This is a genomic window from Nonomuraea sp. NPDC050540 (assembly GCF_044457485.1).
GTDB lineage: Bacteria > Actinomycetota > Actinomycetes > Streptosporangiales > Streptosporangiaceae > Nonomuraea.
Genome location: NZ_JBITHA010000008.1, coordinates 228,455 through 250,090, shown reverse-complemented (window position 1 = coordinate 250,090; position 21,636 = coordinate 228,455). Strand labels below are relative to the sequence as shown.

Genomic DNA, 21,636 nt, shown 5'->3' with positions numbered 1-21,636 from the left:
CCTGGGCGGACCCGAGGGACAGCCGCTCGCGGGGAGCTAGTGCCTTTTGGGTCTTGTGTCCGGTGATGGGGAGATTAGTTTCGTTCTCACCATGACCAATACAGCCCGCGGCCTCGTGCTGCGTCTCCTCCGTGACGCCGGACCGATGCCGAGGGCGGAGCTGGCCCGCAGGACCGGGCTGTCGGCCACCACGATGACCAAGGTCGTCGGCCAGCTCATCGCGGACGGCTGCCTGGCGGAAGGCCTCGCGGGCGCGCCCCGGGTCGGGCGTCCCGCCACCGACGTGGCGTTGCTGCCGGAGGCGTTCTGGGTGGTAGGGGTGCACGCCGGGCCGGACGGGGTGCGGCTGGGGCTGCGCGACCTGCTGGGCCGGGCGGCGGGCGGCGCCGTACCGGCCTGCGGGCCCTTGGCCGAGGCGATCCACGCGCTGGTCGCCGCGTCGGGGGTGGACCCCGCGCGGGTGCTGGGCGTCGGCGTGGCCGCGCCCGACCGGCGCGTGGCCGACCGGTTCGGGGTCCCGCTCGGGCCGGGCGTCGTGACCGGACACGACGCCTGCGCCATGGCCCTGGCCGAGGCGAGGTACGGCTGCCGCGCCCGCGACCTGGTCTACGTGCACGTGGACGGCGGCGTGAGCGCGGGGGCGGTGCTCGACGGCCGCCCTTTTCGCCCGGCGGACCTGGGCCACCTCCGCGTGACGGACGACGGCCCGCCCTGCGCCTGCGGTGGCACCGGCTGCCTGGCCGCCGTGATCTCCGGACCCGCCCTGTCCGCCCGCCTGAGCGGCGGCGGAGGAGGGCAGGAGGGCTTGATGGCGGCAGTGGCGGCCGATGCCGTGCTCCGTGACGAGGTGGCCACCTGGCTCGCCACCGCCCTGGCCGCCGCCGTCACCCTGCTCGGTCCCGAGCACGTCCGGCTCGGCGGCCTGTACGCGGCCGCGCCCGAGGACCTGCTCGACCGGATACGGGCCGCCCTGCGTGACAGGACGCGCGAGCCCGTTCACCTGGACCGCTGCGGCCTCGGCCGCGACGCCGGAGTGGCCGGGGCCGCGGCGCTCGCGTTGGATCGTTTCTTCTACCGGCCGGACTAGCCGCCCGCGGGCCGCCTGGGCTGGAAGAGCCACGCGTCGAACAGCTTGTCCAGCTGCTTGCCCGACACCTTCTCGGCCAGCGCCACGAACTGCGCGGTGGTCACGTGCCCGTAGCGGTGCCCGGCGGCCCAGTCCTTGATCAGGCGGAAGAACGCGGGGTCGCCGATCTCGGTGCGCAGCGCGTGCAGCGTCATCGCGCCCCGCGTGTAGACCGACTCGTTGAACAGGTCCTTCGGCTTGGCCCTGCCGGGCGGGTAGGCCCAGATGGGGTCGGTGCTCGGGCGGGCGTAGTAGTTGTCGAAGACCGCCTGGGCGCGGGACTTGCCGCGGTGCTCCTGCCACAGCCACTCGGCGTAGGTGGCGAAGCCCTCGTTGAGCCACAGGTCGCGCCAGCGCTTGACGCTCAGGCTGTTGCCGAACCACTGGTGGGCCAGCTCGTGGGCGATGATGCCCTCGTCGGGGTCGAAGCCGCCGTACATGGGCTTGGTCTGGTTCTCCAGCGCGTAACCGGCGGGGAAGTTGTCCACCACGCCGCCCGTCGAGGAGAACGGGTAGGGGCCGAAGACCGAGCTCCAGTAGTCGGTGACCTGGCCGGAGACGGTGTAGAGCCGGTCGAGCGAGGAACGGAACCCGGGGTCGACGGCGACCAGGTTCGCGATGCCGGTGGCGGTCTTGCCCTGACGCAGCTCGAAGCGGCCCAGCGTGGCCGTGGCCAGGTAGGTGACCATCGGGTGCTTCTCGCGCCAGGAGAAGGTGGTCTTGCCGCCCGAGGTCCGCGGCTTGCCGGTCAGCTCGCCGTTGGCCAGCGCGGTCAGCCCCTGCGGGACGGTGATCTCGAAGTCGAAGCGGGCCTTGTCGGCCGGGTGGTCGTTGGCGGGGAACCAGGTCTTGGCGCCGTTGGGCTCGCAGACGACGAAGGCGCCGTCGGGAGTGGCGATCCAGCCGTACGTGCCGAGGTTGGTGGCGTCCTTGATCGGCTTCGGGCTGCCCGAGTACGTGACCTTCACCGTGAACCTGGCGCCCTTGTCCAGCGGCTGCGCGGGGATCACGGTCAGCTCGTCGCCGCTGCGAGAGTACGTCGCCTCGCGCGCGTCGACCGACACGCCGCCGATGTCGAGCCCGGACAGGTCGAGGTTGAACCGGCTCAGCCGCTGGGTGGCCCTGGCCTGGATGGCGGCTTCGCCGTTGAGGTGGAGTTTGCCGGGGTCGTAGTCGAGGCGGAGGTCGTAGTGGGCGACGTCGTACCCGCCGTTGCCGTCGAGCGGGAAATCGGCGTCGCCGATCCCCGGCGCGCCCGCGTCCCCCGCCACCGGCTGGGCCGACGTCGGGGCGGCGGCGCCGTTGGACGGCGAGCAGGCGAGCACGGCGAGAAGCGCGGTGAGCGATACCGCGATGCGCCGGGTGGACCCCATGGCCACGTCTCCCTTCGAAGCGTGACCAGAAGCCTACGATAGGTAAGAGCCTGGTTCAGGCATCCACGACGAGGGTCTTGCCCGCCTTGTCGTGCAGTGCCTGCTTACGCCCGTCGAAGAGAATCCAGCCCAGGTCCAGAAGGGCGCCGATGCAGCACAGCCAGCTCAGCACGGTCCTGACCGCCTCGCGGATGGCCACCTGGCCGACCGTGGCCTTGCCGCCGCTCTCCTGGACGACCCGCATGCCGAAGATCTTCTTGCCGACCGTCTGGCCGTTCCAGTAGGAGTGCAGCAGCCAGAAGTAGAGGAAGGCGATGACCGACTGCAGGAAGACGTGCTGCGTCGGGATGCGCTCCCAGATGCCCCGGCTGGAGTCCCAGACGTACGTCCAGCTGTTCCAGCTGAACGGTATCGAGACGATCGCGATGATGATCTCGTCCAGGATGCCCGAGAACAGTCGCCGCCAGCGCCCCGCCAGTGGTGGTGTCATGCAAGCAAGATCACCACCACCGGGTCAGGACAAACTAAAGGTTGCCCCTGAGTTCCTGCTCGCGCTCGATGGCCTCGAACAGCGCCTTGAAGTTGCCCTTTCCGAAGCCGAGCGAGCCGTGGCGCTCGATGAGCTCGAAGAAGACCGTGGGCCGGTCCTGCACGGGCTTGGTGAAGATCTGCAGCAGGTAGCCGTCCTCGTCGCGGTCCACGAGGATCTTGCGCTTCTTCAGCTCCTCGATCGGCGCCCTGACCTCGCCGATGCGCGAGCGCAGCTCGGGGTCGTCGTAGTAGGAGTCGGGAGTGTCGAGGAACTGCACGCCCGCCGCGCGCATGTTGTCCACCGTGGCCAGGATGTCGTTGGTGGCCAGCGCGATGTGCTGGACCCCGGGGCCCCCGTAGAACTCGAGGTACTCGTCGATCTGCGACTTCTTCCTGCTGATCGCGGGCTCGTTCAGCGGGAACTTGACCTTCCTGGTGCCGTCGGCGACGACCTTGGACATCAGCGCGGAGTACTCGGTGGCGATGTCGTCGCCCACGAACTCCGCCATGTTCGTGAAGCCCATCACCTCGCGGTAGAACTCCACCCACTCGTCCATCTTGCCCAGCTCGACGTTGCCGACGCAGTGGTCGATCGCCTGGAAGAACCGCTTGGCCGGAGGCGCCACCATCGGCTCGCGGGCAGCGTAGCCGGGCAGGTAGGGGCCGTTGTAGTTGGAGCAGTCGATCAGCGTGTGGCGGGTCTCGCCGTAGGTGGCGATCGCGGCGACGATCACCTTCCCGTGCTCGTCCTCCATCGTGTACGGCTCCGCCAGCCCCCGCGCCCCATGGGCGACGGCATAGGCGTACGCCGCCTCGACGTCGGGCACCTCGATGGCCAGGTCGATCACGCCGTCACCGTGTTCGGCCACGTGGCGGGCCAGGTCGTGGCCGGGCCGTACCGCGGCCCTGAACTCGAAGACGGCGCCGCCGGACTTGAGCACGTACGCCACCTCGTCCCTGCTGCCGGTCTCCGGGCCCCGGTAGGCCACCAGCTGCATTCCGAAGGCGGTCGAGTAGTAGTGGGCGGTCTGCTTGGCATTGCCCACCGCGAAGACCACGGCGTGCATGCCGTTCACCGGAAATACGTCGCTCATAGGGCTAACTGTTGAATTTGATGAGCTTACTGCGCAACAGTGACTTGTTTTGGTGGACAATCTGTCCATGGCCATCGACGAACTGGACGCCAAACTGCTCAGTCTGCTAACCGCTGAGCCGCGGCTCGGCGTCCTGGAGTGCTCGCGGCGGCTCGGCGTGGCGCGCGGGACCGTCCAGGCGCGGCTCGATCGCATGATCGCCCGGGGGGTGATCACCGGCTTCGGGCCCGACGTCTCGCCGGCCGCGCTGGGTTACGACGTCATGGCGTTCGTCACAATGGAGATTCGCCAGGTGGCCGGGCACGATCCCGTGGCGGACCGGCTCGCGCACATTCCCGAGGTGCTCGAAGTTCACACGATCACCGGCGGAAGCGATCTCATCTGCCGGGTCGTGGCGCGCACGAATGCCGACCTCCAGCGGGTTATCGACCAGATCGTGGAAGTCCAGGGTGTGCTCAGAACATCCTCCGTAATCGCGCTCGACACACCTGTCCCATACCGTGTGCTGCCCTTGGTCGCGGATGTCCCGCGTCGTGCGGCGCGGTAGACGTACCATCGGGTTCAGGGTCGAGGCACCGTTATCGATCGTTTACCCTTGACATTCGCCCAGGTCGCGAGGGCGGAGCAGAGGGCGATCGGGGGGTTGCGCGTGCGGAGTGATGGGGAGAAGGGCATGCGAAAGCGGCGGATTCTCCGCTATTTCCTAATCGCCAGTGGTGTGGGAATCGTCGTGATGATCGGGCTCTTCGGCATCGCGTGGGCGATGACTCCCATTCCCGACAGCACGCAGAAGCAGGCCACCGCACAGGGCTCCGTCATCTACTACCGCGACGGCAAGACCGAGATCGCCCGGCAGGGCGTCGACCGTAAGAACGTTCCACTCGCGAGCGTGCCCAAGCACGTACGCGACGCGGTCATCGCCATCGAGAACCGCTCCTTCTACACCGACAGCGGCGTGTCGGTGAAGGGCACCGTGCGCTCGGTCTGGTCCACCGTCACCGGCCAGCAGCTGCAGGGCGGCTCCACGATCACGCAGCAGCTCGTCCGCAACTACTACAGCGGGCTCAGCCAGGAGCGATCGGTCACCCGCAAGTTCAAAGAGATCCTCATCGCGATGAAGGTCGACCAGTCCAAGTCGAAGGAATGGGTGCTGGAGCAGTACCTCAACACGATCTACTTCGGCCGCGGCGCCAACGGCGTGCAGGCCGCCTCCCAGGCCTACTTCGGCAAGGACGTCAGCAAGATCACCGTCTCGGAGGCCGCCTACCTCGCCTCCGTCATCCAGCAGCCCAGCCGCTTCGCCGACCCCCAGGGCGGCGACCTCGACGCGGCCAAGTCCCGATGGACCTCGGTGATCAACGGCATGCGCGAGATCGGCGCGCTCACGCCCGACCAGGCGGCGGCCGAGAAGTTCCCCACGCTCAAGGCGCCGAAGAAGCCCTTCGAGTTCAAGGGCCAGAGCCAGTACATGGTCGACCAGGTACGCGCCGAGCTCAACCGGCGCGGCTACACCGACGAGGCCATCAACGGCGGCGGCCTGAAGATCGTGACCACCTTCGACAAGAAGCTCATGGACGCCGCCGCCCGAGCCGTGAAGCAGGTCGTCCCGGCCGGCACCCCGAAGAAGGTCCGCGTCGGCCTGGCCGCGGTCGAACCGTCCACCGGCGAGGTCATCGCCTTCTACGGCGGCAAGGCCTCCCAGTACAAGTACGACAACGCCTTCTCCTCCCGGGTGCAGGCGGGCTCGACCTTCAAGCCGTACACGCTGGCCGCCGCGCTCAACGACGGCATGGGCCTCTCGACGCGGGTCGACGGCAACTCGCCGATGCGCGTGGCCTCCGACCCCTCACACCCCATCCCCAACGACAGCGGGCGCTCCTACGGCAACATCAACCTGATCCGCGCCACCCAGAGCTCGGTCAACACCGCCTTCGTCGACCTCGGCCAGAAGGTCGGCCTGGACAAGGTCGCCGCCACCGCCGAGGCCATGGGCATCCCGGCCGCCCAGCTCAAGCAGCACCAGGGCGCCGCCTCGTTCCCGCTCGGCGTGGCCTCGCTCAGCGCCGTGCAGAACGCCTCCGGCTTCTCCACCTTCGCCAACGGCGGCGTACATGCCGAGGCGCACGTCATCAAGTCGGTCACCGACGCCCGCGGCAAGAAGACGACCATCAAGCCGGCCACCGCCCAGGCCATCAGCAAGGAGGCCGCCGGCGACGCCACGTACGCGATGCAGCAGGTCGTCAAGTACGGCACCGGCACCGCCGCCCGCCTCTACGACCGCCCCGTCGCCGGCAAGACCGGCACCACGGACGACTCCGGCGCGGTGTGGTTCAACGGCTTCACCGCCCAGATGGCGACCGCGGTGAACATGTTCCGCGACGACAACAAGACCGTCCAGATCCCCGGGTACGGCGTGCAGTTCGGCGGCCAGCTCCCGGCCCAGATCTGGCGGGCCTTCATGACCGAGGCGATGGCCGGCAAGCCCGTCGTGCAGTTCCCCGAGCCCACGGACTTCGGCTACGGCACCTACGACTCCGAGCCCGACGACGACCGCGGCATGCGCGACGACGACGCCCGCGATCCGGACGGCTGGCCCAACGACGACGTCACGCAGACGCCCGACCCGACGTTCGAGCCCACGGAACCCGAGCCCACGGACACCCCCAGCGACGACCCGACGCTCCCCGAGGAGCCGGAGACCGGCCCGCCCACGGGCGGCGACGGCACCGGCGCCCCCACCACGGGACCGGGCGACAACCGGGACAACACCGGCCGCCCCGCCAACGGCCGCCCCAACGGCTAGGCGCCTGGCCGCCACCAGTCGTCGTACGGCGTGACGGGAAGGGCCCGCTTGTGCCGGGTGGCGAGATAGGTCGACTCGATCTTGTCCGCCACCTCCCGCGGCACCTCGGCGCCTTCCAGGTAGTCGTCGATCTGGGCGTAGGTCAGGCCGAGCGCCACCTCGTCGGGCAGCGCGGGCCGATCGTCCTCCAGGTCGGCGGTCGGCACCTTCTCCCAGACGCTCGGCGGCGCGCCCAGCTCCTGGAGCAGTGCGGCGCCCTGGCGCTTGGTCAGCCCGGTCAGCGGGGTGAGGTCGGCGCCGCCGTCGCCGTACTTGGTGAAGAAGCCGGTCACGGCCTCGGCCGCGTGGTCGGTGCCCACGACGAGCATGCCGAGCTGCCCGGCGATCGCGAACTGGATCACCATGCGCTCGCGCGCCTTGGTGTTGCCGCGCACGAAGTCGCGCAGCGTGGGCTCGTCGCCCAGCAGTTCCCGCACGCCGAGCGCCGTCTGCGCCGCGGTGGCGTCCGCGCCCGGCTTGACGTTCACCGCGATCGAGCGGTCCGGGCGGATGAAGTCGAGGGCGATCTGCGCGTCGTGCTCGTCGGCCTGCACGCCGTAGGGCAGCCGCGCCGCGACGAAGGTGGCCGCGTGCCCTCCGGCGCGCAACTCCTCGGCGGCGAGCTGGCACAGCCGGCCGGTCAGCGTGCTGTCCTGGCCGCCGCTGACCCCGAGCACGTAGCCCTTGGCCGGGGTCGAGCGCAGGTAGTCCTTGAGGAAGTCGATCCGCCGGCGGATTTCGACTTTGGGGACGATGGTCGCCTTCACCCCGAGTTCGCGGAGAATCTGCTCCCGTAGGTTAGCCATCCCGGTACTTTAGGCCGACAGCTCGGCCCTCAGGTCCTCCGGGGTGGTCACCGGCAGCCGGCAGGCGAAGTCGCGGCAGACGTAGGCCGTGGCTCCGCCGTCGATCCCCGATCGCCCCGCCAGCAGCGGCACCTCCTCGGACGGCCCGAGCGCGATCACCAGTCCCGGCGAACCGGACAGCATGGCCTCCCGGTGCAGCGCCCGCGTGCCGGGATCGCCTGGGGCGCCGACCACGGCCACCTCCACCGGCCCGGACAGCGCCGCGGCGGCGACCGCCAGGCCCCAGCCCGCGAACCTGGCATGGCCGACGGCGAGCACGGAAACGGTGCCGAGCGCGTCGTAGGCCGCCTCGCGGTGCCGCCGGGAGCCGGTCAGCGCCGCGTACGACAGCAGAGCCCCGGCCGCCGCGAACTGCCCGGAGGGCACCGCGTTGTCCGTGGGGTCCTGCGGACGCTGGAACAGCCGCTCGGCGTCGTCCGCGGTGTCGTAGAACCCGCCCTCGCCGTCGGCGAACCGGGTGAGCACGGTCTCCAGCAGCGTCCCCGCCAGCGTGAACCAGCGGGTCTCGCCGGTCGCCGAGTAGAGGGTGAGCAGGCCCTCCGCCACGTCGGCGTAATCCTCCAGCACGCCGGCGTTGGCGCCGGCCCGTCCGTCGCGGGAGGTGCGGGTCAGCCGGTCGCCGGTGACGTGCACCTCCTCCAGCAGTACGGCCGCCGCCCGCGCCGCCGCCACCAGGTCCTCGCGCTCGAACACGACGCCGGTCTCGGCCAGCGCGGCGATGGCCAGGCCGTTCCAGGCGGCCACGACCTTGTCGTCGCGGCCGGGCCGTACCCGCAGGTCACGGGCGGCGAGCAAGCGCTCACGGACCCGCTCGTAGCGTGCGAGGTCGGCCGGGTCGCTCAGCAGCTGCAGCACCGACGTGCCGTGCTCGAACGTGCCGGTGACCTCGAACAGCTCCGCCGCCCACGCGCCGTCGCCGGCGCCGAGCACGTCCGTGAGCTCGGCGGGCGTCCAGACGTAGAACTTGCCCTCCTCGCCCTCGCTGTCGGCGTCGAGCGCGGAGGCGAACCCGCCCTCCGCGGTGCCCATCTCGCGCAGCAGCCACTCGGCGGTCTCCAGCGCCACCCTGCGGGCCAGCGGCTCGCGCGACAGGCGCCACCAGTGCGTGTAGACGCGCAGCAGCAGGGCGTTGTCGTAGAGCATCTTCTCGAAGTGCGGCACCACCCAGCCCGCGTCCACGCTGTAGCGGGCGAAGCCGCCCCCGAGCTGGTCGTAGATGCCGCCCCTGGCCATCGCCTCCAGCGTGCGCGCCGACATGTCGCGCTCGCCCGCGCGCAGCAGGAACTCCAGCACCATCGACGGCGGGAACTTGGGCGCGTCACCGAACCCGCCCCGCTCGGCGTCGAAGCCCGCGCGCAGATTCCGTACGGCCCGCTCCAGCGTGGCCGCCTCCGGCAGCGGGCCGCTGGGCAGCGAGGTGTGGGAGTTGAGCGCCTGGACCACCTTCGACCCCTGGGCCAGGACCTGCTCGCGATCGCCCGTCCAGGCCTGGTGGACGCCGAGCAGCAGCCTCTGGAAGGTGTCGCGGGGGAAGTAGGTGCCACAGTAGAAGGGGTGGCCGTCGGGCGTGGCGAACACCGTCATCGGCCAGCCGCCCTGGTGGGTCATGGCCTGGGTGGCGCTCATGTACACGGCGTCGACGTCGGGCCGTTCCTCGCGGTCGACCTTGACGCAGACGAAGTGCTCGTTCATCAACTGGGCGGTGGCTTCGTCCTCGAAGCTCTCATGCGCCATCACATGGCATCAGTGGCGGTCAAGAAGCGAGTAACCAATGGCAGGATGAGTAACCCACACTGATCAGTAGGGGTACGTCCCGCCGTCTCGCTTCTTGCATCGCCTCCTCTCCCCAAGGCCACCAGTCGACTGGATTGGCGGCGTGCTGGAGGAGGTAGGGAGAGGTCTCACTACCCAGCCGGTTCATGTGACCATCCTGTCAGAACCGAACAACTAGGTCACCGGGACGAACCGGGCGGTCCGGGACGTGCCGCCGTCGTGGGGCGTAGGTTACGGAGCGTGGATCTGGATTTCGTCAGCAGGCATGCCGGCCGCCCCGCCGCCGCCCTCACCCGCAGGGACGTGGCCCGCGCGCTGCTCGCCGTACCGTCGGGGGTGGCGCTGGTGGCCATGCCCGACCTGCGCCGCGCCCTCATGGGCGCGGCCAACCCGCTCTCCCTGCCGTTCTGGGAGTCGGCCAAGGCGATGCTCAGCTCGATCGAGTCGGGCGCGGCCACCGTCGGTGAGGTGCAGCGGTGGCTGGAGGCCACGGGCAGCGAGCCGATCCTGCTGACCCCCGGCTACTTCGTCTGGCCGGAGGAGGACGAACGCGGCCCGGTGGCGGCCGAGATGTACGACCTGATGGTCGCCTTCCTGGAGGAGCGGATCGCGGCGGGGGAGATCGACCCTGACGCGCTGGCCCGCGAGGAGCCGGAGGAGCGCCGCGCGTACGAGGACCTGCAGGAGCGGTGGCTCAACTCGCCGTTGCCCGACGGGCGGGTGCCCGGTCACGCGGTCAGCGACGAGCAGGACGAGGAGCTGTTCGCCGCCTGGGACGAGGAGGAGGCGTTCGCGCTGTCGGAGCTGCGCCGGATCGTGGCCCAGCTGCCCAAGCGGCCGGAGCTTCCCGAGGCCGACCTGGAGCGGGCGGCCGGGCGCCTGCGGGAGATCCTCGGCCTGCCCGGCTATCCGGGCAACGTGCTGCGCGCCTGCGCGGGGCTGGACGACCGGCCGCTGCCCGACGACGACGCGGACCTGTGGACGGCGGTCGCGGCCGGCATCGCCGGGCCGATCTCCGACCTGGCCGACGTCGAGGACCCGGAGGAGTTCTCCGACCTGGACGCCGAACTCGGCCACGAGGACACGGTGCTGGCCAACCTCTGCGCGATCCAGCACGCCGACTGGCTGGCCGCCGTGGCCGCCCTGGCCAGGCTGGGCCCCGGCGTACTGGCCTCGCCCGAGCGGATCGCCAGGCTCATCGCCGAGTCCGAGGACATCGACGTCGAAGGCGCGGAAGGCGACGAGGAGGAGCTCGCCACCACCGAGGGACTGTTCCTGCCGGTGGTGTTCCTGTGGGGCTACCTCGGCATCGTGGACCAGGACGACGTGCTCACGCCGCTCGGCTGGTGGGGCCTGCCGAGGGCGCTGGAGCGCGCCTGGTCACCCGCTGAGTAGGTCCTGGTACTCGGGGTGGCGCTCAATGTAGGTCTTCACGTACGGGCACACCGGCGAGACCTTCAGCCCGGTGTCGCGGCTGGCGTCGAGCGCGTGCCTGACCAGCTTGCCCGCCAGGCCCTGGCCCTCGAACTCCCGCAGCACCTCGGTGTGGGTGAGAACGATCTTCGTGGGCAGCAGCTTGTAGTCGGCGAACCCGGCGACCCGGCCGTCCACGAGGATCTCGAAGCGGCTCTCCGTCGAGTTGTCGACTATCTCGGTCGGCATCTACTCGGCTTTCTTCTCGTCGGGTACGTCGCCGTCGCGCGGCACCGTGATCCTGCCCATCTGCTTGTTCATGGACTTGATCAAGAGGTACAGGGCCGCGCCGATGGCCGCCACGACGAGGAAGCCGAGCAGGCCGGGGCTGACTTCGCCAGCTGCCAGAACTGTCACTCTTCCAGTCTGCCATCCGGGTGCGGTGGTCGGACCGGCACCCGGTCCCGTTCAGTGGCAGGCGGGGCTCGGGTCGTCGGCGTGGATGCCGGCGAACAGGTCGTCCTCCGGCAGATCGGTGTCGACCAGCGAGCGGGCCAGGTGGTAGTCCTCGGTCGGCCAGATCTCCTGCTGCAGCTCGCGCGGGCAGCTGAAGAACCAGCCGTCGGGGTCGATCTGCGTGGCGTGGGCGATGAGCGCCTGGTCGCGGATGTCGAAGTACTCGGAGCACGGCACCCGGGTGGTCACCGGCCACTTGGCGGGCCGGTCCTCCCAGCGGGAGATCCAGTCGGCGTACGGCGAGCCGATGCCGCGCTCGGTCATCGCGTCGTGCAGCGCCTCGAAGCGCTCCTTGGTGAAGCCCATCTGGTAGTAGAGCTTCAGCGGCTGCCACGGGTCGCCGGTGCCCGGGTAGCGGTCGGGGTCGCCGGCCGCCTCGAAGGCCTCGACGGAGACCCGGTTGGTCATGATGTGGTCGGGGTGCGGGTAGCCGCCGTCGTCGTCATAAGTGATGATCACGTGCGGGCGGAACTCGCGGACCGCGGCCACGAGCGGCTCGGCGGCCTTCTCCAGCGGCTGGAGGGCGAAGCAGCCGTCGGGCAGTTCCTCCTCCTCGCTCTCCGGCAGCCCCGAGTCGATGAAGCCGAGGAAACGCTGCTGGACGCCGAGGATCTCGCGCGCGCGATCCATCTCCGCCCTGCGGATCTCGGCGATGTTGGCGACCACCTCGGGACGGTCCATCTTTGGGTTGAGCACGGAACCGCGCTCGCCGCCCGTGAGAGTACAGACCAGGACCTCGACGCCTTCGCGCACGTAGCGCGCCATCGTGGCGGCGCCCTTGCTCGACTCGTCATCCGGATGGGCGTGGACGGCCATCAGCCTCAGCGGTGCACTCACGGGCTCGATGTCTCCTCAGTTGGACCGATCAGGTGCCCAGAGAGGTTAGTTTCTGCTGGGCGGTCGCGAGGGCGGGGCCCACGCGGGCGACAATTGTCTCGGATAACGCTTAGGGAGTGCAGGGAGATTCCGCCATGGCCACCAGAGATGTCGAGAACGGGCCCGTTCTCGGCACACCCGACGACTTCCCCGATCGACAGAGGCGCGGGGGCCGCATCGTTGTGCACGTGGTGATCGGGGTGCTGGTCGCCATCGTCGCTGGTGGCTGGGGCTATGTGATGTGGTCGATGACGGGCAGCGCCAGCGGTGCCAAGCCTCAGGTCATCACCTTCTCCATAGAACGCCCGGACGAGGCCGAGATCACCTTCACGGTGAGCAAGCCGGCCGACCGGATGGCCGTGTGCCGCCTGCGGGCGACCGACGTCAACCACGGAGAAGTAGGCAGCAAGGAAGTAAGAATCCCCCCAGGTGAGGGTAGTAAGCAGCTCAAGGAGCGTCTGGACACCACTGCCCAGGCCACTTCCGTCCACATCCAGTACTGCAATCTCGTATAGTGAGACATTTGGGGAAGCGTTCGAGCAGCTAACTTGTTAGCCTTTCGCAATTCGTAACCCCAAGTGAACTCAGGGCCCCCTAAGTAAGCAAGGAGATCCCGTGGCCGACTCTCGCGATGAGAACGTCACCTGGCTGACGCAGGAGGCGTACGACCGCCTGAAGGAGGAGTACGACTACCTGTCGGGCCCGGGTCGCGTCGACATCGCCAAGAAGATCGAGGCCGCTCGCGAAGAGGGCGACCTGCGGGAGAACGGCGGCTACCACGCCGCCAAGGACGAGCAGGGCAAGATAGAGGCCCGGATCTTCCATCTGCGGCAGCTGCTCGACAACGTCAGGGTGGGCGAGGCGCCCAAGACCGAGGGCGTGGTGGGCCCCGGCATGACGGTGACGATCCGCTTCGAACGCGACGATGACGAGGTGACCTTCCTCCTGGCCTCCCGTGAGGAGACCGGCGCCCCGATCGATGTCTACTCGCCCAAGTCCCCGCTGGGTGCCGCGATCAACGGCAAGAAGATCGGTGAGCGGGCCACGTACTCGCTGCCCAACGGCCGGCAGAACACGGTCGAGATCCTTGAGGCCGTGCCGTACATCGGCAATTGACGACACAGAACGACAACCTCCGCCGGGCCGTGGGCCCGGCGGATCCTCCGCATGCCTCGGGCATCCGGCAGGATCTGGCGTTTCTGGTGACCTCGCGCAGGCGCCGCGACTTAGGCCGGCTGATCCCCTTCATCGTGGTGACGCTGGTCGCGGTGCTCACCGCCGACGTGCTGCTGCTGGGCGAGTTCCAGAGCCCGCCTGAGCCCGAGGTCAAGACCGCCCAGTCGGTACGCCGCAAGCCGGCCGCGCCGCCCAAGGAGAACCTGGTGGCGCAGACCAGCCCCCAGGACCCGGGTGTGCGGCCGCTGGGCCGCCTGCACAAGCCGAACCTGTTCGTGGTCACCAAGAAGCCCTTCACGACCCCGCTGCTGGGCAAGGTGGCGAAGGTGCGCGGCATCAGGGCGCTCGAACTGGCCGACGCCGCCTCGGTCATGATCGACGGCAAGCGGGTCCAGACGCTCGGCGTGGACCCCTCGACCTTCCGCGCCTACACCCCCAAGGTCACCGCCGCCTCCGACGGCCTGTGGACCAACGTGGCGCGGGGCGACGTGGCCGTCTCCTTCGTGCTCGGCAACGACGGCGGACTCACCCTGCATCGCCAGGTGAGCGGCCCCGGCGGCCCGCTGCGGGTGGGCGCGTACGCGACGACCGGCTTCGGCGCGGTGGACGCGGTGGTCTCCAAGCAGACCGCGAGGACCCTGGGCCTGCCGCACGACAACGCGCTCATCGTCAGCGCGCCCAAGGCCAACTCGGCGAACCTGCGCAAGAAGCTGATGGGCATCCTGCCCAAGGGCACCCAGATCGCCGAGATCAACCCGGTCGGCCCGCCGCCGGTCCAGAACCTGGTCTACCAGGGGAACTCCTTCATGTCGGGTGAGCAGATCACCGTCGCGCTGAAGGCCGCCCTGTCGAAGCTGGGTCGTCCCTATGTGTGGGGAGCCGAGGGGCCGGAGACCTTCGACTGCTCGGGGCTGGTCCAGTGGGCGTACGCCCAGGCGGGCATCAGGGTTCCGCGCGTGACGCACCAGCAGTGGGTGGCGGGCCCCCAGATCCCGTACGCCCAGGCGCAGCCCGGTGACCTCATCTTCTGGCGGCACGATCCGACCAACCCGGGGTACATCTCCCACGTGGCCATCTACCTGGGCGACGGCAAGATGCTCCAGGCGCCGCGTACCGGTGACGTGGTCAAGATCTCGCCGGTGGGCATGCGCAACTTCGCGGGCGTGGTCCGCATCGCGCCCTCGGTCGCGGCCCGCGTCCGCTAGGGCGTTCTCACTCCCTTCGTTTCGGCCCGAGCGAGCTCTTGGCTACGGCCTGCAAGTGTGTAATGTTGATTACATGGAAAGCGAGATTCGCGGCTGGTTCACCGGCCGCATGCCAGAGAGCTGGTTCGCGGCTCCGCCGGAGATCGTGCTGGACCGCGAGGAGATCGCCGTGCTCGGCACGCTGCCCGACCCGCCCGCCGAGGGCGGCGAGGCGGAGCGGGCGGCGCTGATCGACGGCCTGGTCAGGCGCTTCCGCGAGGAGACGCGCGAGCGGCGGATCGAGATCGCCAGGGAGGCGGAGCGCAAGTTCCGGCAGAAGGTGTCGTGGGGCGTGGTCTGCGGCGGCGAGACCGTGATGTTCACCACGCTGTCGGTGCCGGTGATGACCCGGCTCCGGCAGCCCGAGCGGCAGGTTCTCGACACCCTCGTGGCCGCGGGCGTGGCCCGCAGCCGCAGCGACGCGCTGGCGTGGTGCGTACGCCTGGTCGGCAAGCACACCGACACGTGGCTCGCCGATCTGCGCGACGCGCTGCAGCACGTCGACCGCGTCCGCTCCTCCGGCCCGGACGTCAATTCCTAGGACTGCGCAGCGGAAACGCTCCGGCGAAAGGACTAAACCTCTTCCGCTATTGGTTTAGACCATTCGCATTGGCCTAAACCACTGATTCGAGGGTTTTCTTTAGAACCCGTTCATGTGGGTAGGCTTCCCCAATCACCAGGGCCTCTGCCTGCGACAACAGGTCTATGCCAATTGGCGAAAACCGGTCGTCGTCGTTAATGATGTTTTGGCCCTGAGAAGTGGAGGAGTCGCTGCCGTGTCCGTTTCTGTAGAAGTACCCGCCCCGACGAGCAATGCCGAATTGGTCGCCTGGGTGAACGAGATCGCCGCCCTGACCCAGCCCGATCGGATCGAGTGGTGTGACGGTTCGGAGGAGGAGTGGACCCGCCTGACCAACCTCCTCGTCGAACAGGGCACGTTCACGCGTCTGGCCAAGCGCCCCAACAGCTTCTACGCCAAGTCCGACCCCAGCGACGTCGCGCGCGTCGAGGACCGCACCTACATCTGCTCCGAGCGTGAGCAGGACGCCGGCCCCACCAACAACTGGATCGCGCCGGACGAGATGCGGGCCACCTTCGGCGAGCTGTTCAAGGGCTGCATGCGCGGCAGGACCATGTACGTCGTGCCCTTCTGCATGGGCCCGCTCGGCGGCGAGATCTCCCAGCTCGGCGTCGAGATCACCGACTCGCCCTACGTCGCGGTCTCCATGCGGATCATGACGCGGATGGGGGAGCGCGCGCTCAGGCTCATCGAGGAGCGCGCCGAGTTCGTGAAGGCCGTCCACAGCGTCGGCGCGCCGCTGGAGCCCGGCCAGGACGACGTCGCCTGGCCCTGCAGCAACACCAAGTACATCAGCCACTTCCCCGAGACCCGCGAGATCTGGTCCTACGGCTCCGGCTACGGCGGCAACGCCCTGCTGGGCAAGAAGTGCTACGCCCTGCGCATCGCCAGCGTCATGGCCCGCGACGAGGGCTGGCTGGCCGAGCACATGCTCATTCTCAAGCTCACCCCGCCCAGCGGCGAGACGCGCTACATCGCCGCCGCCTTCCCGAGCGCCTGCGGCAAGACCAACCTCGCCATGCTCCAGCCGACGATCCCCGGCTGGAAGGTCGAGACGGTCGGCGACGACATCGCCTGGATGCGCTTCGGCGCCGACGGGCAGCTGTACGCGATCAACCCCGAGGCCGGCTTCTTCGGCGTGGCCCCCGGCACCGGCGAGGTCACCAACGCCAACGCCATCAAGACGCTCTGGGGCAACAGCATCTTCACCAACGTCGCGCTCACCGACGACGGCGACGTGTGGTGGGAGGGCATGACCGACATCCCGCCCGCGCACCTGACCGACTGGAAGGGCCGCGACTGGACCCCGGACAGCGACGAGCCGGCGGCCCACCCCAACGCCCGCTTCACCACCCCTGCCTCGCAGGCGCCCACCATCGCCCCCGAGTGGCAGGACCCCAAGGGCGTGCCCATCTCGGCGATCCTGTTCGGCGGCCGCCGCGCCACCGCGGTGCCGCTGGTCACCGAATCGCTGAGCTGGCAGCACGGCGTCTTTCTCGGAGCCAACGTCGCCTCCGAGAAGACCGCCGCCGCCGAGGGCAAGGTCGGCGAGCTGCGCCACGACCCGTTCGCGATGCTCCCGTTCTGCGGCTACAACATGGGCGACTACTTCGGCCACTGGCTGAAGATCGGCCACAGGGAAGGCGCGCGGCTGCCGCGCATCTACTACGTCAACTGGTTCCGCAAGAACGCCGGCGGAAAGTTCATCTGGCCGGGCTTCGGCGAGAACAGCCGCGTGCTGAAGTGGATCGTGGACCGGCTCAACGGCGAGGCCCAGGCCGTACCGTCGGCGATCGGCCTGCTGCCCAAGGAGCTCGACACCGAGGGCCTGGAGATCGCGGAGGAGGACCTCCAGACCCTGCTGAGTGTCGACAAGGACGTCTGGCGTGAGGAGGCGGCGCAGATCCCGCCGCACTTCGAGAAGTTCGGCTCGCACCTGCCCAAGGAGCTGTGGGAGGAGTACAACGCCCTGCTCGACCGCCTCTCCTGAGCTTGTGGGGTACGGCGGCGCCCCTCTACCTTGACCAGGGATGGACATCTTCCTGTTCTTCGCCGCCTTTGCCCTGATCGCCCTGATCAGCAACCTGTCGGGCAGCGTCGCCAAGCAGCGGCTCAAGGTCGCCAACGCGACGCTCTCGCAGGCGGGGCACCGGCTGACGCACTACGAGCTCGCCTACCTGGCGGGCGGGCCGCGGCGGGCGATCAACACGGCGCTGGCCGTCCTCGCGACGGCCGGCGCCGTACGCGTCTCGCGCGGCGCCCAGGTCAGCCCGGTCCACGGCGCCACGATCTCGTCCGACCCGCTGGAGCAGGCGGTGCTCGACGCCGTGGCCATGCGGCCGGGCCACCGGGCCGCGCAGGTGCGCAAGCTGCTGGAGACGAGCCCGGCGTTCCTGGCCCTGGAGGCGCGGCTGCGCGGTCACGGGCTGCTGATGCCGGAGGGCGCGCAGGGCGTGGCCCGGCGGCGCCTGGAAGCGCTGCGGCTGGCCGCCTGGGGCGCGATGGGCTTCGAGATCGCCCTGGTGGTGCTGGCGCTCGCCGGGGTCGCGGGCAAGGACTTCGTGTTCGCCGGCGCGCTGCTGTTCGGCGGGTTCGCGGTGGTGATGGGGTTCTCCGGCCACTACAAGGAGAAGCGCAGGCTGCGCAACCTGGTCACCGGTGAGGGCAGGCGGGTGCTGGAGTCGGCGCGGCAGTACCACCCGAGGGGCCGCGGCGACACCTCCACACCGGCCCTCGCCGTCGCGATGCCGGTGGCCCTGTACGGGCTGACCGAACTGGACGACCGTGACCTGTGCGACGGACTGTCGGCCGGCGACCCGCACTCCGACTGCGGCGGCTCCTGCGGCTCCCACAGCGACTCCGGCTCCTCGACCTTCGGCGACGGCGGGTCCGGCGGGGGCGACTTCGGCGGTTCGAGCTCGGACGGCGGCGGCGGGTCGAGTGGCTCCAGTTGCGGCGGAGGCGGCGGCGGATCGAGCTGCGGATCCAGTTCCTGATCCGGGAAACTTTCGCCGGGCCGCGTGCGTCTATCGGGTACGAGCCAGAGGAGGCCGCGCATGGACCTGATCCTGTTGATCGTTTCCGTCTTCCTCGCGGTGGCGGCGGGCGCCACCGTTTCCGCGCTCAGGCGCGAACACCTCCGCATCCGTTCCACCGCCGTGAACGGCAATCTCCGCGCCCTGGGACACTACGAGCTCGCCTACCTGGCCGGCGGGCCGCGGCGGGTGGTCAACGCCGCCATCGGCCTGCTGGCCAAGTCCGGTGACCTGCGCGTCTCGCGCGGCGGCTCGTTGCACGCGGTCTCCACGCTGGCCGGCGACCCGATCGAGGAGGCGGTGCTGGCCGCCGTCGCGGCGCGGCCCGGCGGGGTCTCGGTCGCGGCCGTCAGGCACGAGGTGGGCAACGGGGCGGCCATGGACTCGCTCAAGCACCACCTGTCGGCGCTCGGGCTGGTGGTGCCGGACGGCGATCTGGCGTCGGTGCGCGCGTACCTGAAGAAGCTGGGCGCGCTGGTGATCGGGGCGCTGCTTGCCTCGATCGGGATGGCGATCTACCTGGTCTTCAGCGGGGGCGGGCTGCTCGGGGTGGTCGCGCTGGCGGTCACGGCCGGCACGTGGATCGGCGGCATCGTCGTACGCAGGCGCCACCACAAGATGCTCGGCAACGACATCACGACCGCGGGGCGCGAGCAGGTCGAGTACGCCGAGCGCCGGCACATGCCGGGCGCCTACCTCGTCACCGGCGCCGCGGTCGGCGCGGTCGCCATGCCCGTCGCCCTCTACGGCCTGGGCGAGCTGGGCGACCCGCAACTGGAGGCCGAGCTGGAGGCGCAGCGCAACTCGGCGGGCAGCGGCGCCGGGTCCTGTGCCGCGGGCAGCTGCGGCGGCGGCAGCGGGAGCGGTGACTACGGTGGCGGAAGCGACTTCGGCGGCTCGTCGGGCGGCGGTTCGGACGGCGGCGGCGGGTCGAGCTGTGGAGGCGGCGGCTGCGGCGGTGGCTGCGGCGGAGGCGGCTGAGAGGGGACGTCGGTGGCGGACTTCGAGCTGGGCGTGGGGATCGGCTGGCGATCCGAGATCGACCTGACCGTCGAGCGGATGGCGGGCGTGAGCTTCGTCGAGGTCATCGCGGAGAACATCAGGCCCGCCGCCGGACTGCCCGAGTCGCTGCGGGTACTGCGCGGGCGCGGCCTGCCCGTGGTGCCGCACGGCGTCGGGCTGGGCGTGGGCGGTGCCCAGCCGCCCGATCCCGACCGGCTGGCGCACCTGGCCGCGTGCGCGCAGGCGCTGGATTCGCCGCTGGTCAGCGAGCATCTGGCGTTCGTGCGGGCGGGCGGGGTGGAGGCCGGGCACCTGCTGCCGGTGCCGCGTACCCGGGAGGCGCTCGACGTCGTCGCCGACAACGTCCGCCGCGCGCAGGACGCGCTGCCGGTGCCGCTGGCGCTGGAGAACGTGGCGGCCATCTTCGGCTGGCCGGAGGACGAGCTGACCGACGGCGAGTTCCTGGCCGAGCTGGTGGAGCGGACCGGGGTGCACCTGCTGATCGACGTGGCCAACCTCTACACCAACCAGGTCAACCTCGGTCTGTCCGCGGTGGCGGCCCTCGACGCGCTGCCGCTGGCGCACCTGGCCTACGTGCATGTCGCCGGGGGGCACGAGCACGGGGGCATCTGGCACGACACGCACACGGCCAGCGTGCCGCAGGAGGTCCTCGACATCCTGACCGAGCTGTGCGCGCGCGTCACGCCGCCGGGCGTGCTGCTGGAGTGGGACGACGACTACCCCAGCGACGCCGCCCTCGCCGGCGAACTGGACCGCATCAGGACCGCGATGTCGCTCGGGACCGCCCACCATGCCCCCTGACCCTTTCCCCGGTACGGCCGCCGCCCCCACACCCCCGTCACCCCGTGGCCCGGACCCCGCGGAACCACCTGGACCAGAGACCGCGCGGGCGGTTGGGCGGGAGGCTGGGGAGGGGGTTGAGACGGGTTTGGGCGGGAGCGTGAGTGCGGAGGACCGGCGGCGGCTGGAAGAGGCTCAGGAGCGGGTCGTGGCGGCGCTGGTGACCGGTGCGCCGGCGCCCGAGGGGTTCGACGCCGACCGGCTCAGGGCGCAGGCCGCGAGCCTGGTGTCCAAGCGGCGCGGCGTGGTGGCCAGACTGCGTCCCGACGCCGCCCTGGCCGCCGGGGCGGACCTGGGAGCCGAGTTCGCCGCCTACGCCGCCGCCCGCACCGCCCCGCCGAAGGGCTACCGGGAGGACGCCGACGCGTTCGCCGCCTGGCTGGAGGAGCGGGGCAGGCTGCCCAAGCGGTCCAGGGGCTGGCGCGACCTCTTGCCGTGGCGGCGCGAGACATCCTAGGTTTGCGAGGTGATAGTCGACGCGCACCAGCACTTCTGGAACCTCGAGACCGGCGACTACCCCTGGCTCGCCCCGGACGCGGGAGTCCTGTACCGCACCTACGCCCCCGAGCACCTCGCCCCCGAGCTGGCGGCCACGGGAGTGCAGGCCACGGTGCTGGTCCAGGCGGCCGACTCCTCTGCGGAGACCGAGGCGATGCTGGCCCTGGCCGACGCCCACGACTTCATCGCCGGCGTCGTCGGCTGGATCCCGCTCACCGACCCCGACGAGGCCGCGAAGGCCATCGAGCGTTACGGCAGTCATCGGAAGTTTGTCGGCGTACGCCACCTGATCCACGAGGAGCCCGACCCGGACTGGCTGGTCGGGGAGTGCGTGCTGGAGTCCCTGGGCGTGCTGGCCGACAGCGGGCTCGCCTTCGACGTGGTCTCGCTGCTGCCGCGCCACCTGGAGCACGTGGTCACGCTGGCCACCCGGCACCCGGCGCTCAGGATCGTCATCGACCACCTGTCGAAGCCGCGGATCAAGGACGGCGGCTGGCAGCCGTGGGCGGAGCAGATGACCGCGGCGGCGGCCTTCCCCAACGTGTACGCGAAGGTCTCCGGGCTGGTCACCGAGGCCGACCACGCCGGCTGGACGGTCGAGGACCTGCGGCCCTACGTGGCGCACGCGGTCGAGGCGTTCGGCCCTGAGCGGCTGATGTTCGGCAGCGACTGGCCGGTGGCGCTGCTGGCCGCCGACTACCGGACCGTCTACGAGACGGCGCTGGCCCTGGTCGGGGAGGAGGGGAGAGATCAGGTGTTCGGTGGCACTGCTGGGCGTTTTTACGGGTTTAGCTGAGTTTCGGGGGGAAACTCTCTAGGCGTGGGGGGAC

21 protein-coding genes and 1 pseudogene are annotated in these 21,636 nt (G+C 70.2%); 14 read left to right on the top strand and 8 right to left on the bottom strand.

What is annotated here, in order from left to right; translation table 11 throughout:
* Positions 1–91 precede the first annotated feature (91 nt).
* On the top strand, positions 92–1,087 hold the full coding sequence (locus tag ACIBI5_RS28035; RefSeq protein ID WP_397251703.1) for an ROK family protein: 996 nt from the start codon (positions 92–94) through the stop codon (positions 1,085–1,087).
* Here the strand turns inward: ACIBI5_RS28035 and ACIBI5_RS28030 are convergent.
* The 3 genes from ACIBI5_RS28030 to hppD are packed head-to-tail and all read right to left on the bottom strand — an operon-like array spanning position 1,084 to position 4,124.
* Complete coding sequence (locus tag ACIBI5_RS28030; protein WP_397251701.1) at positions 1,084–2,499, bottom strand: M1 family metallopeptidase; 1,416 nt, start codon at positions 2,497–2,499, stop codon at positions 1,084–1,086. The genes ACIBI5_RS28035 and ACIBI5_RS28030 overlap by 4 nt on opposite strands.
* A 55-nt stretch (positions 2,500–2,554) precedes the next feature.
* Entirely contained in the window at positions 2,555–2,989 is a 435-nt protein-coding gene (locus ACIBI5_RS28025; RefSeq protein ID WP_397251699.1) for an RDD family protein, read from the bottom strand.
* 34 nt (positions 2,990–3,023) lie between these two features.
* On the bottom strand, positions 3,024–4,124 hold the full coding sequence (gene hppD / locus ACIBI5_RS28020) for a 4-hydroxyphenylpyruvate dioxygenase (RefSeq protein ID WP_397251697.1): 1,101 nt from the start codon (positions 4,122–4,124) through the stop codon (positions 3,024–3,026).
* A 67-nt stretch (positions 4,125–4,191) separates the two neighbouring features.
* Here hppD and ACIBI5_RS28015 point away from each other — a divergent pair, with 67 nt between their 5' ends.
* Both ACIBI5_RS28015 and ACIBI5_RS28010 read left to right on the top strand, forming a co-directional pair.
* Positions 4,192–4,671: an Lrp/AsnC family transcriptional regulator gene (locus tag ACIBI5_RS28015; protein ID WP_397251695.1), complete on the top strand. Its 480-nt coding sequence runs from the start codon at positions 4,192–4,194 to the stop codon at positions 4,669–4,671.
* 186 nt (positions 4,672–4,857) lie between these two features.
* On the top strand, positions 4,858–6,927 hold the full coding sequence (locus tag ACIBI5_RS28010) for a transglycosylase domain-containing protein (RefSeq protein WP_397251900.1): 2,070 nt from the start codon (positions 4,858–4,860) through the stop codon (positions 6,925–6,927).
* Here the strand turns inward: ACIBI5_RS28010 and nadE are convergent.
* Together nadE and ACIBI5_RS28000 are read right to left on the bottom strand one after the other, a co-directional pair.
* Positions 6,924–7,772, bottom strand: a complete 849-nt coding sequence (gene nadE, locus ACIBI5_RS28005) for an ammonia-dependent NAD(+) synthetase (RefSeq protein ID WP_397251693.1) — start codon at positions 7,770–7,772, stop codon at positions 6,924–6,926. The two genes, ACIBI5_RS28010 and nadE, sit on opposite strands and share 4 nt — an antisense overlap.
* Positions 7,773–7,781: 9 nt before the next feature.
* Positions 7,782–9,753: pseudogene (locus ACIBI5_RS28000) on the bottom strand (thioredoxin domain-containing protein).
* 92 nt (positions 9,754–9,845) lie between these two features.
* On the opposite strand from ACIBI5_RS28000, the gene ACIBI5_RS27995 reads away from it, so the two are divergent.
* The gene (locus tag ACIBI5_RS27995; protein ID WP_397251691.1) at positions 9,846–11,000 is read left to right on the top strand and encodes a hypothetical protein; all 1,155 of its coding nucleotides are present in this window, start codon (positions 9,846–9,848) and stop codon (positions 10,998–11,000) included.
* Here the strand turns inward: ACIBI5_RS27995 and ACIBI5_RS27990 are convergent.
* Genes ACIBI5_RS27990 through mca form a run of 3 tightly spaced genes read right to left on the bottom strand, consistent with a single transcriptional unit; the run spans position 10,986 to position 12,371 of the window.
* Positions 10,986–11,267, bottom strand: a complete 282-nt coding sequence (locus tag ACIBI5_RS27990; protein ID WP_397251689.1) for a GNAT family N-acetyltransferase — start codon at positions 11,265–11,267, stop codon at positions 10,986–10,988. The two genes, ACIBI5_RS27995 and ACIBI5_RS27990, sit on opposite strands and share 15 nt — an antisense overlap.
* On the bottom strand, positions 11,268–11,435 hold the full coding sequence (locus ACIBI5_RS27985; protein WP_184967652.1) for a hypothetical protein: 168 nt from the start codon (positions 11,433–11,435) through the stop codon (positions 11,268–11,270).
* A 51-nt stretch (positions 11,436–11,486) separates the two neighbouring features.
* A complete protein-coding gene (gene mca / locus ACIBI5_RS27980; protein WP_397251687.1) occupies positions 11,487–12,371 on the bottom strand; it encodes a mycothiol conjugate amidase Mca in 885 nt (294 codons plus the stop codon).
* 134 nt (positions 12,372–12,505) lie between these two features.
* Here mca and ACIBI5_RS27975 point away from each other — a divergent pair, with 134 nt between their 5' ends.
* The 10 genes from ACIBI5_RS27975 to ACIBI5_RS27930 all read left to right on the top strand — a co-directional run bounded on the left by ACIBI5_RS27975 (position 12,506) and on the right by ACIBI5_RS27930 (position 21,602).
* Positions 12,506–12,925 (top strand): DUF4307 domain-containing protein, encoded by a 420-nt coding sequence (locus ACIBI5_RS27975; RefSeq protein ID WP_397251684.1) that lies wholly within the window; start codon positions 12,506–12,508, stop codon positions 12,923–12,925.
* Between the two features lie 100 nt (positions 12,926–13,025).
* Positions 13,026–13,526: a transcription elongation factor GreA gene (greA, locus tag ACIBI5_RS27970; RefSeq protein WP_184967656.1), complete on the top strand. Its 501-nt coding sequence runs from the start codon at positions 13,026–13,028 to the stop codon at positions 13,524–13,526.
* A complete protein-coding gene (locus ACIBI5_RS27965; protein ID WP_397251681.1) occupies positions 13,523–14,791 on the top strand; it encodes a C40 family peptidase in 1,269 nt (422 codons plus the stop codon). The genes greA and ACIBI5_RS27965 overlap by 4 nt, the downstream gene beginning before the upstream one ends.
* A 73-nt stretch (positions 14,792–14,864) precedes the next feature.
* Positions 14,865–15,371: a hypothetical protein gene (locus ACIBI5_RS27960; RefSeq protein WP_397251679.1), complete on the top strand. Its 507-nt coding sequence runs from the start codon at positions 14,865–14,867 to the stop codon at positions 15,369–15,371.
* A gap of 235 nt (positions 15,372–15,606) precedes the next feature.
* A complete protein-coding gene (locus tag ACIBI5_RS27955; protein ID WP_397251677.1) occupies positions 15,607–17,400 on the top strand; it encodes a phosphoenolpyruvate carboxykinase (GTP) in 1,794 nt (597 codons plus the stop codon).
* A 40-nt stretch (positions 17,401–17,440) separates the two neighbouring features.
* Positions 17,441–18,406 (top strand): TIGR04222 domain-containing membrane protein, encoded by a 966-nt coding sequence (locus ACIBI5_RS27950; RefSeq protein WP_397251675.1) that lies wholly within the window; start codon positions 17,441–17,443, stop codon positions 18,404–18,406.
* A gap of 60 nt (positions 18,407–18,466) precedes the next feature.
* Positions 18,467–19,426 (top strand): TIGR04222 domain-containing membrane protein, encoded by a 960-nt coding sequence (locus tag ACIBI5_RS27945; protein ID WP_397251673.1) that lies wholly within the window; start codon positions 18,467–18,469, stop codon positions 19,424–19,426.
* A gap of 12 nt (positions 19,427–19,438) precedes the next feature.
* Positions 19,439–20,269 (top strand): DUF692 family multinuclear iron-containing protein, encoded by an 831-nt coding sequence (locus tag ACIBI5_RS27940; RefSeq protein ID WP_397251671.1) that lies wholly within the window; start codon positions 19,439–19,441, stop codon positions 20,267–20,269.
* Positions 20,270–20,408: 139 nt separating this feature from the next.
* Positions 20,409–20,765 (top strand): hypothetical protein, encoded by a 357-nt coding sequence (locus ACIBI5_RS27935; RefSeq protein ID WP_397251670.1) that lies wholly within the window; start codon positions 20,409–20,411, stop codon positions 20,763–20,765.
* A 9-nt stretch (positions 20,766–20,774) separates the two neighbouring features.
* Positions 20,775–21,602, top strand: coding sequence for an amidohydrolase family protein (locus tag ACIBI5_RS27930; RefSeq protein WP_397251669.1), 828 nt, complete (start codon positions 20,775–20,777; stop codon positions 21,600–21,602).
* Positions 21,603–21,636 lie beyond the last annotated feature (34 nt).

Coding starts and splice junctions, on each gene's coding strand:
- hppD (WP_397251697.1), bottom strand. CDS start 4,124: ATGAGCGACGTATTTCCGGTGAACGGCATGCACGCCGTGGTCTTCGCG.
- ACIBI5_RS27975 (WP_397251684.1), top strand. CDS start 12,506: ATGGCCACCAGAGATGTCGAGAACGGGCCCGTTCTCGGCACACCCGAC.
- ACIBI5_RS28015 (WP_397251695.1), top strand. CDS start 4,192: ATGGCCATCGACGAACTGGACGCCAAACTGCTCAGTCTGCTAACCGCT.
- ACIBI5_RS27945 (WP_397251673.1), top strand. CDS start 18,467: ATGGACCTGATCCTGTTGATCGTTTCCGTCTTCCTCGCGGTGGCGGCG.
- ACIBI5_RS27950 (WP_397251675.1), top strand. CDS start 17,441: ATGGACATCTTCCTGTTCTTCGCCGCCTTTGCCCTGATCGCCCTGATC.
- ACIBI5_RS27990 (WP_397251689.1), bottom strand. CDS start 11,267: ATGCCGACCGAGATAGTCGACAACTCGACGGAGAGCCGCTTCGAGATC.
- ACIBI5_RS28030 (WP_397251701.1), bottom strand. CDS start 2,499: ATGGGGTCCACCCGGCGCATCGCGGTATCGCTCACCGCGCTTCTCGCC.
- nadE (WP_397251693.1), bottom strand. CDS start 7,772: ATGGCTAACCTACGGGAGCAGATTCTCCGCGAACTCGGGGTGAAGGCG.
- ACIBI5_RS28025 (WP_397251699.1), bottom strand. CDS start 2,989: ATGACACCACCACTGGCGGGGCGCTGGCGGCGACTGTTCTCGGGCATC.
- ACIBI5_RS27960 (WP_397251679.1), top strand. CDS start 14,865: ATGGAAAGCGAGATTCGCGGCTGGTTCACCGGCCGCATGCCAGAGAGC.
- ACIBI5_RS28010 (WP_397251900.1), top strand. CDS start 4,858: ATGATCGGGCTCTTCGGCATCGCGTGGGCGATGACTCCCATTCCCGAC.
- ACIBI5_RS28035 (WP_397251703.1), top strand. CDS start 92: ATGACCAATACAGCCCGCGGCCTCGTGCTGCGTCTCCTCCGTGACGCC.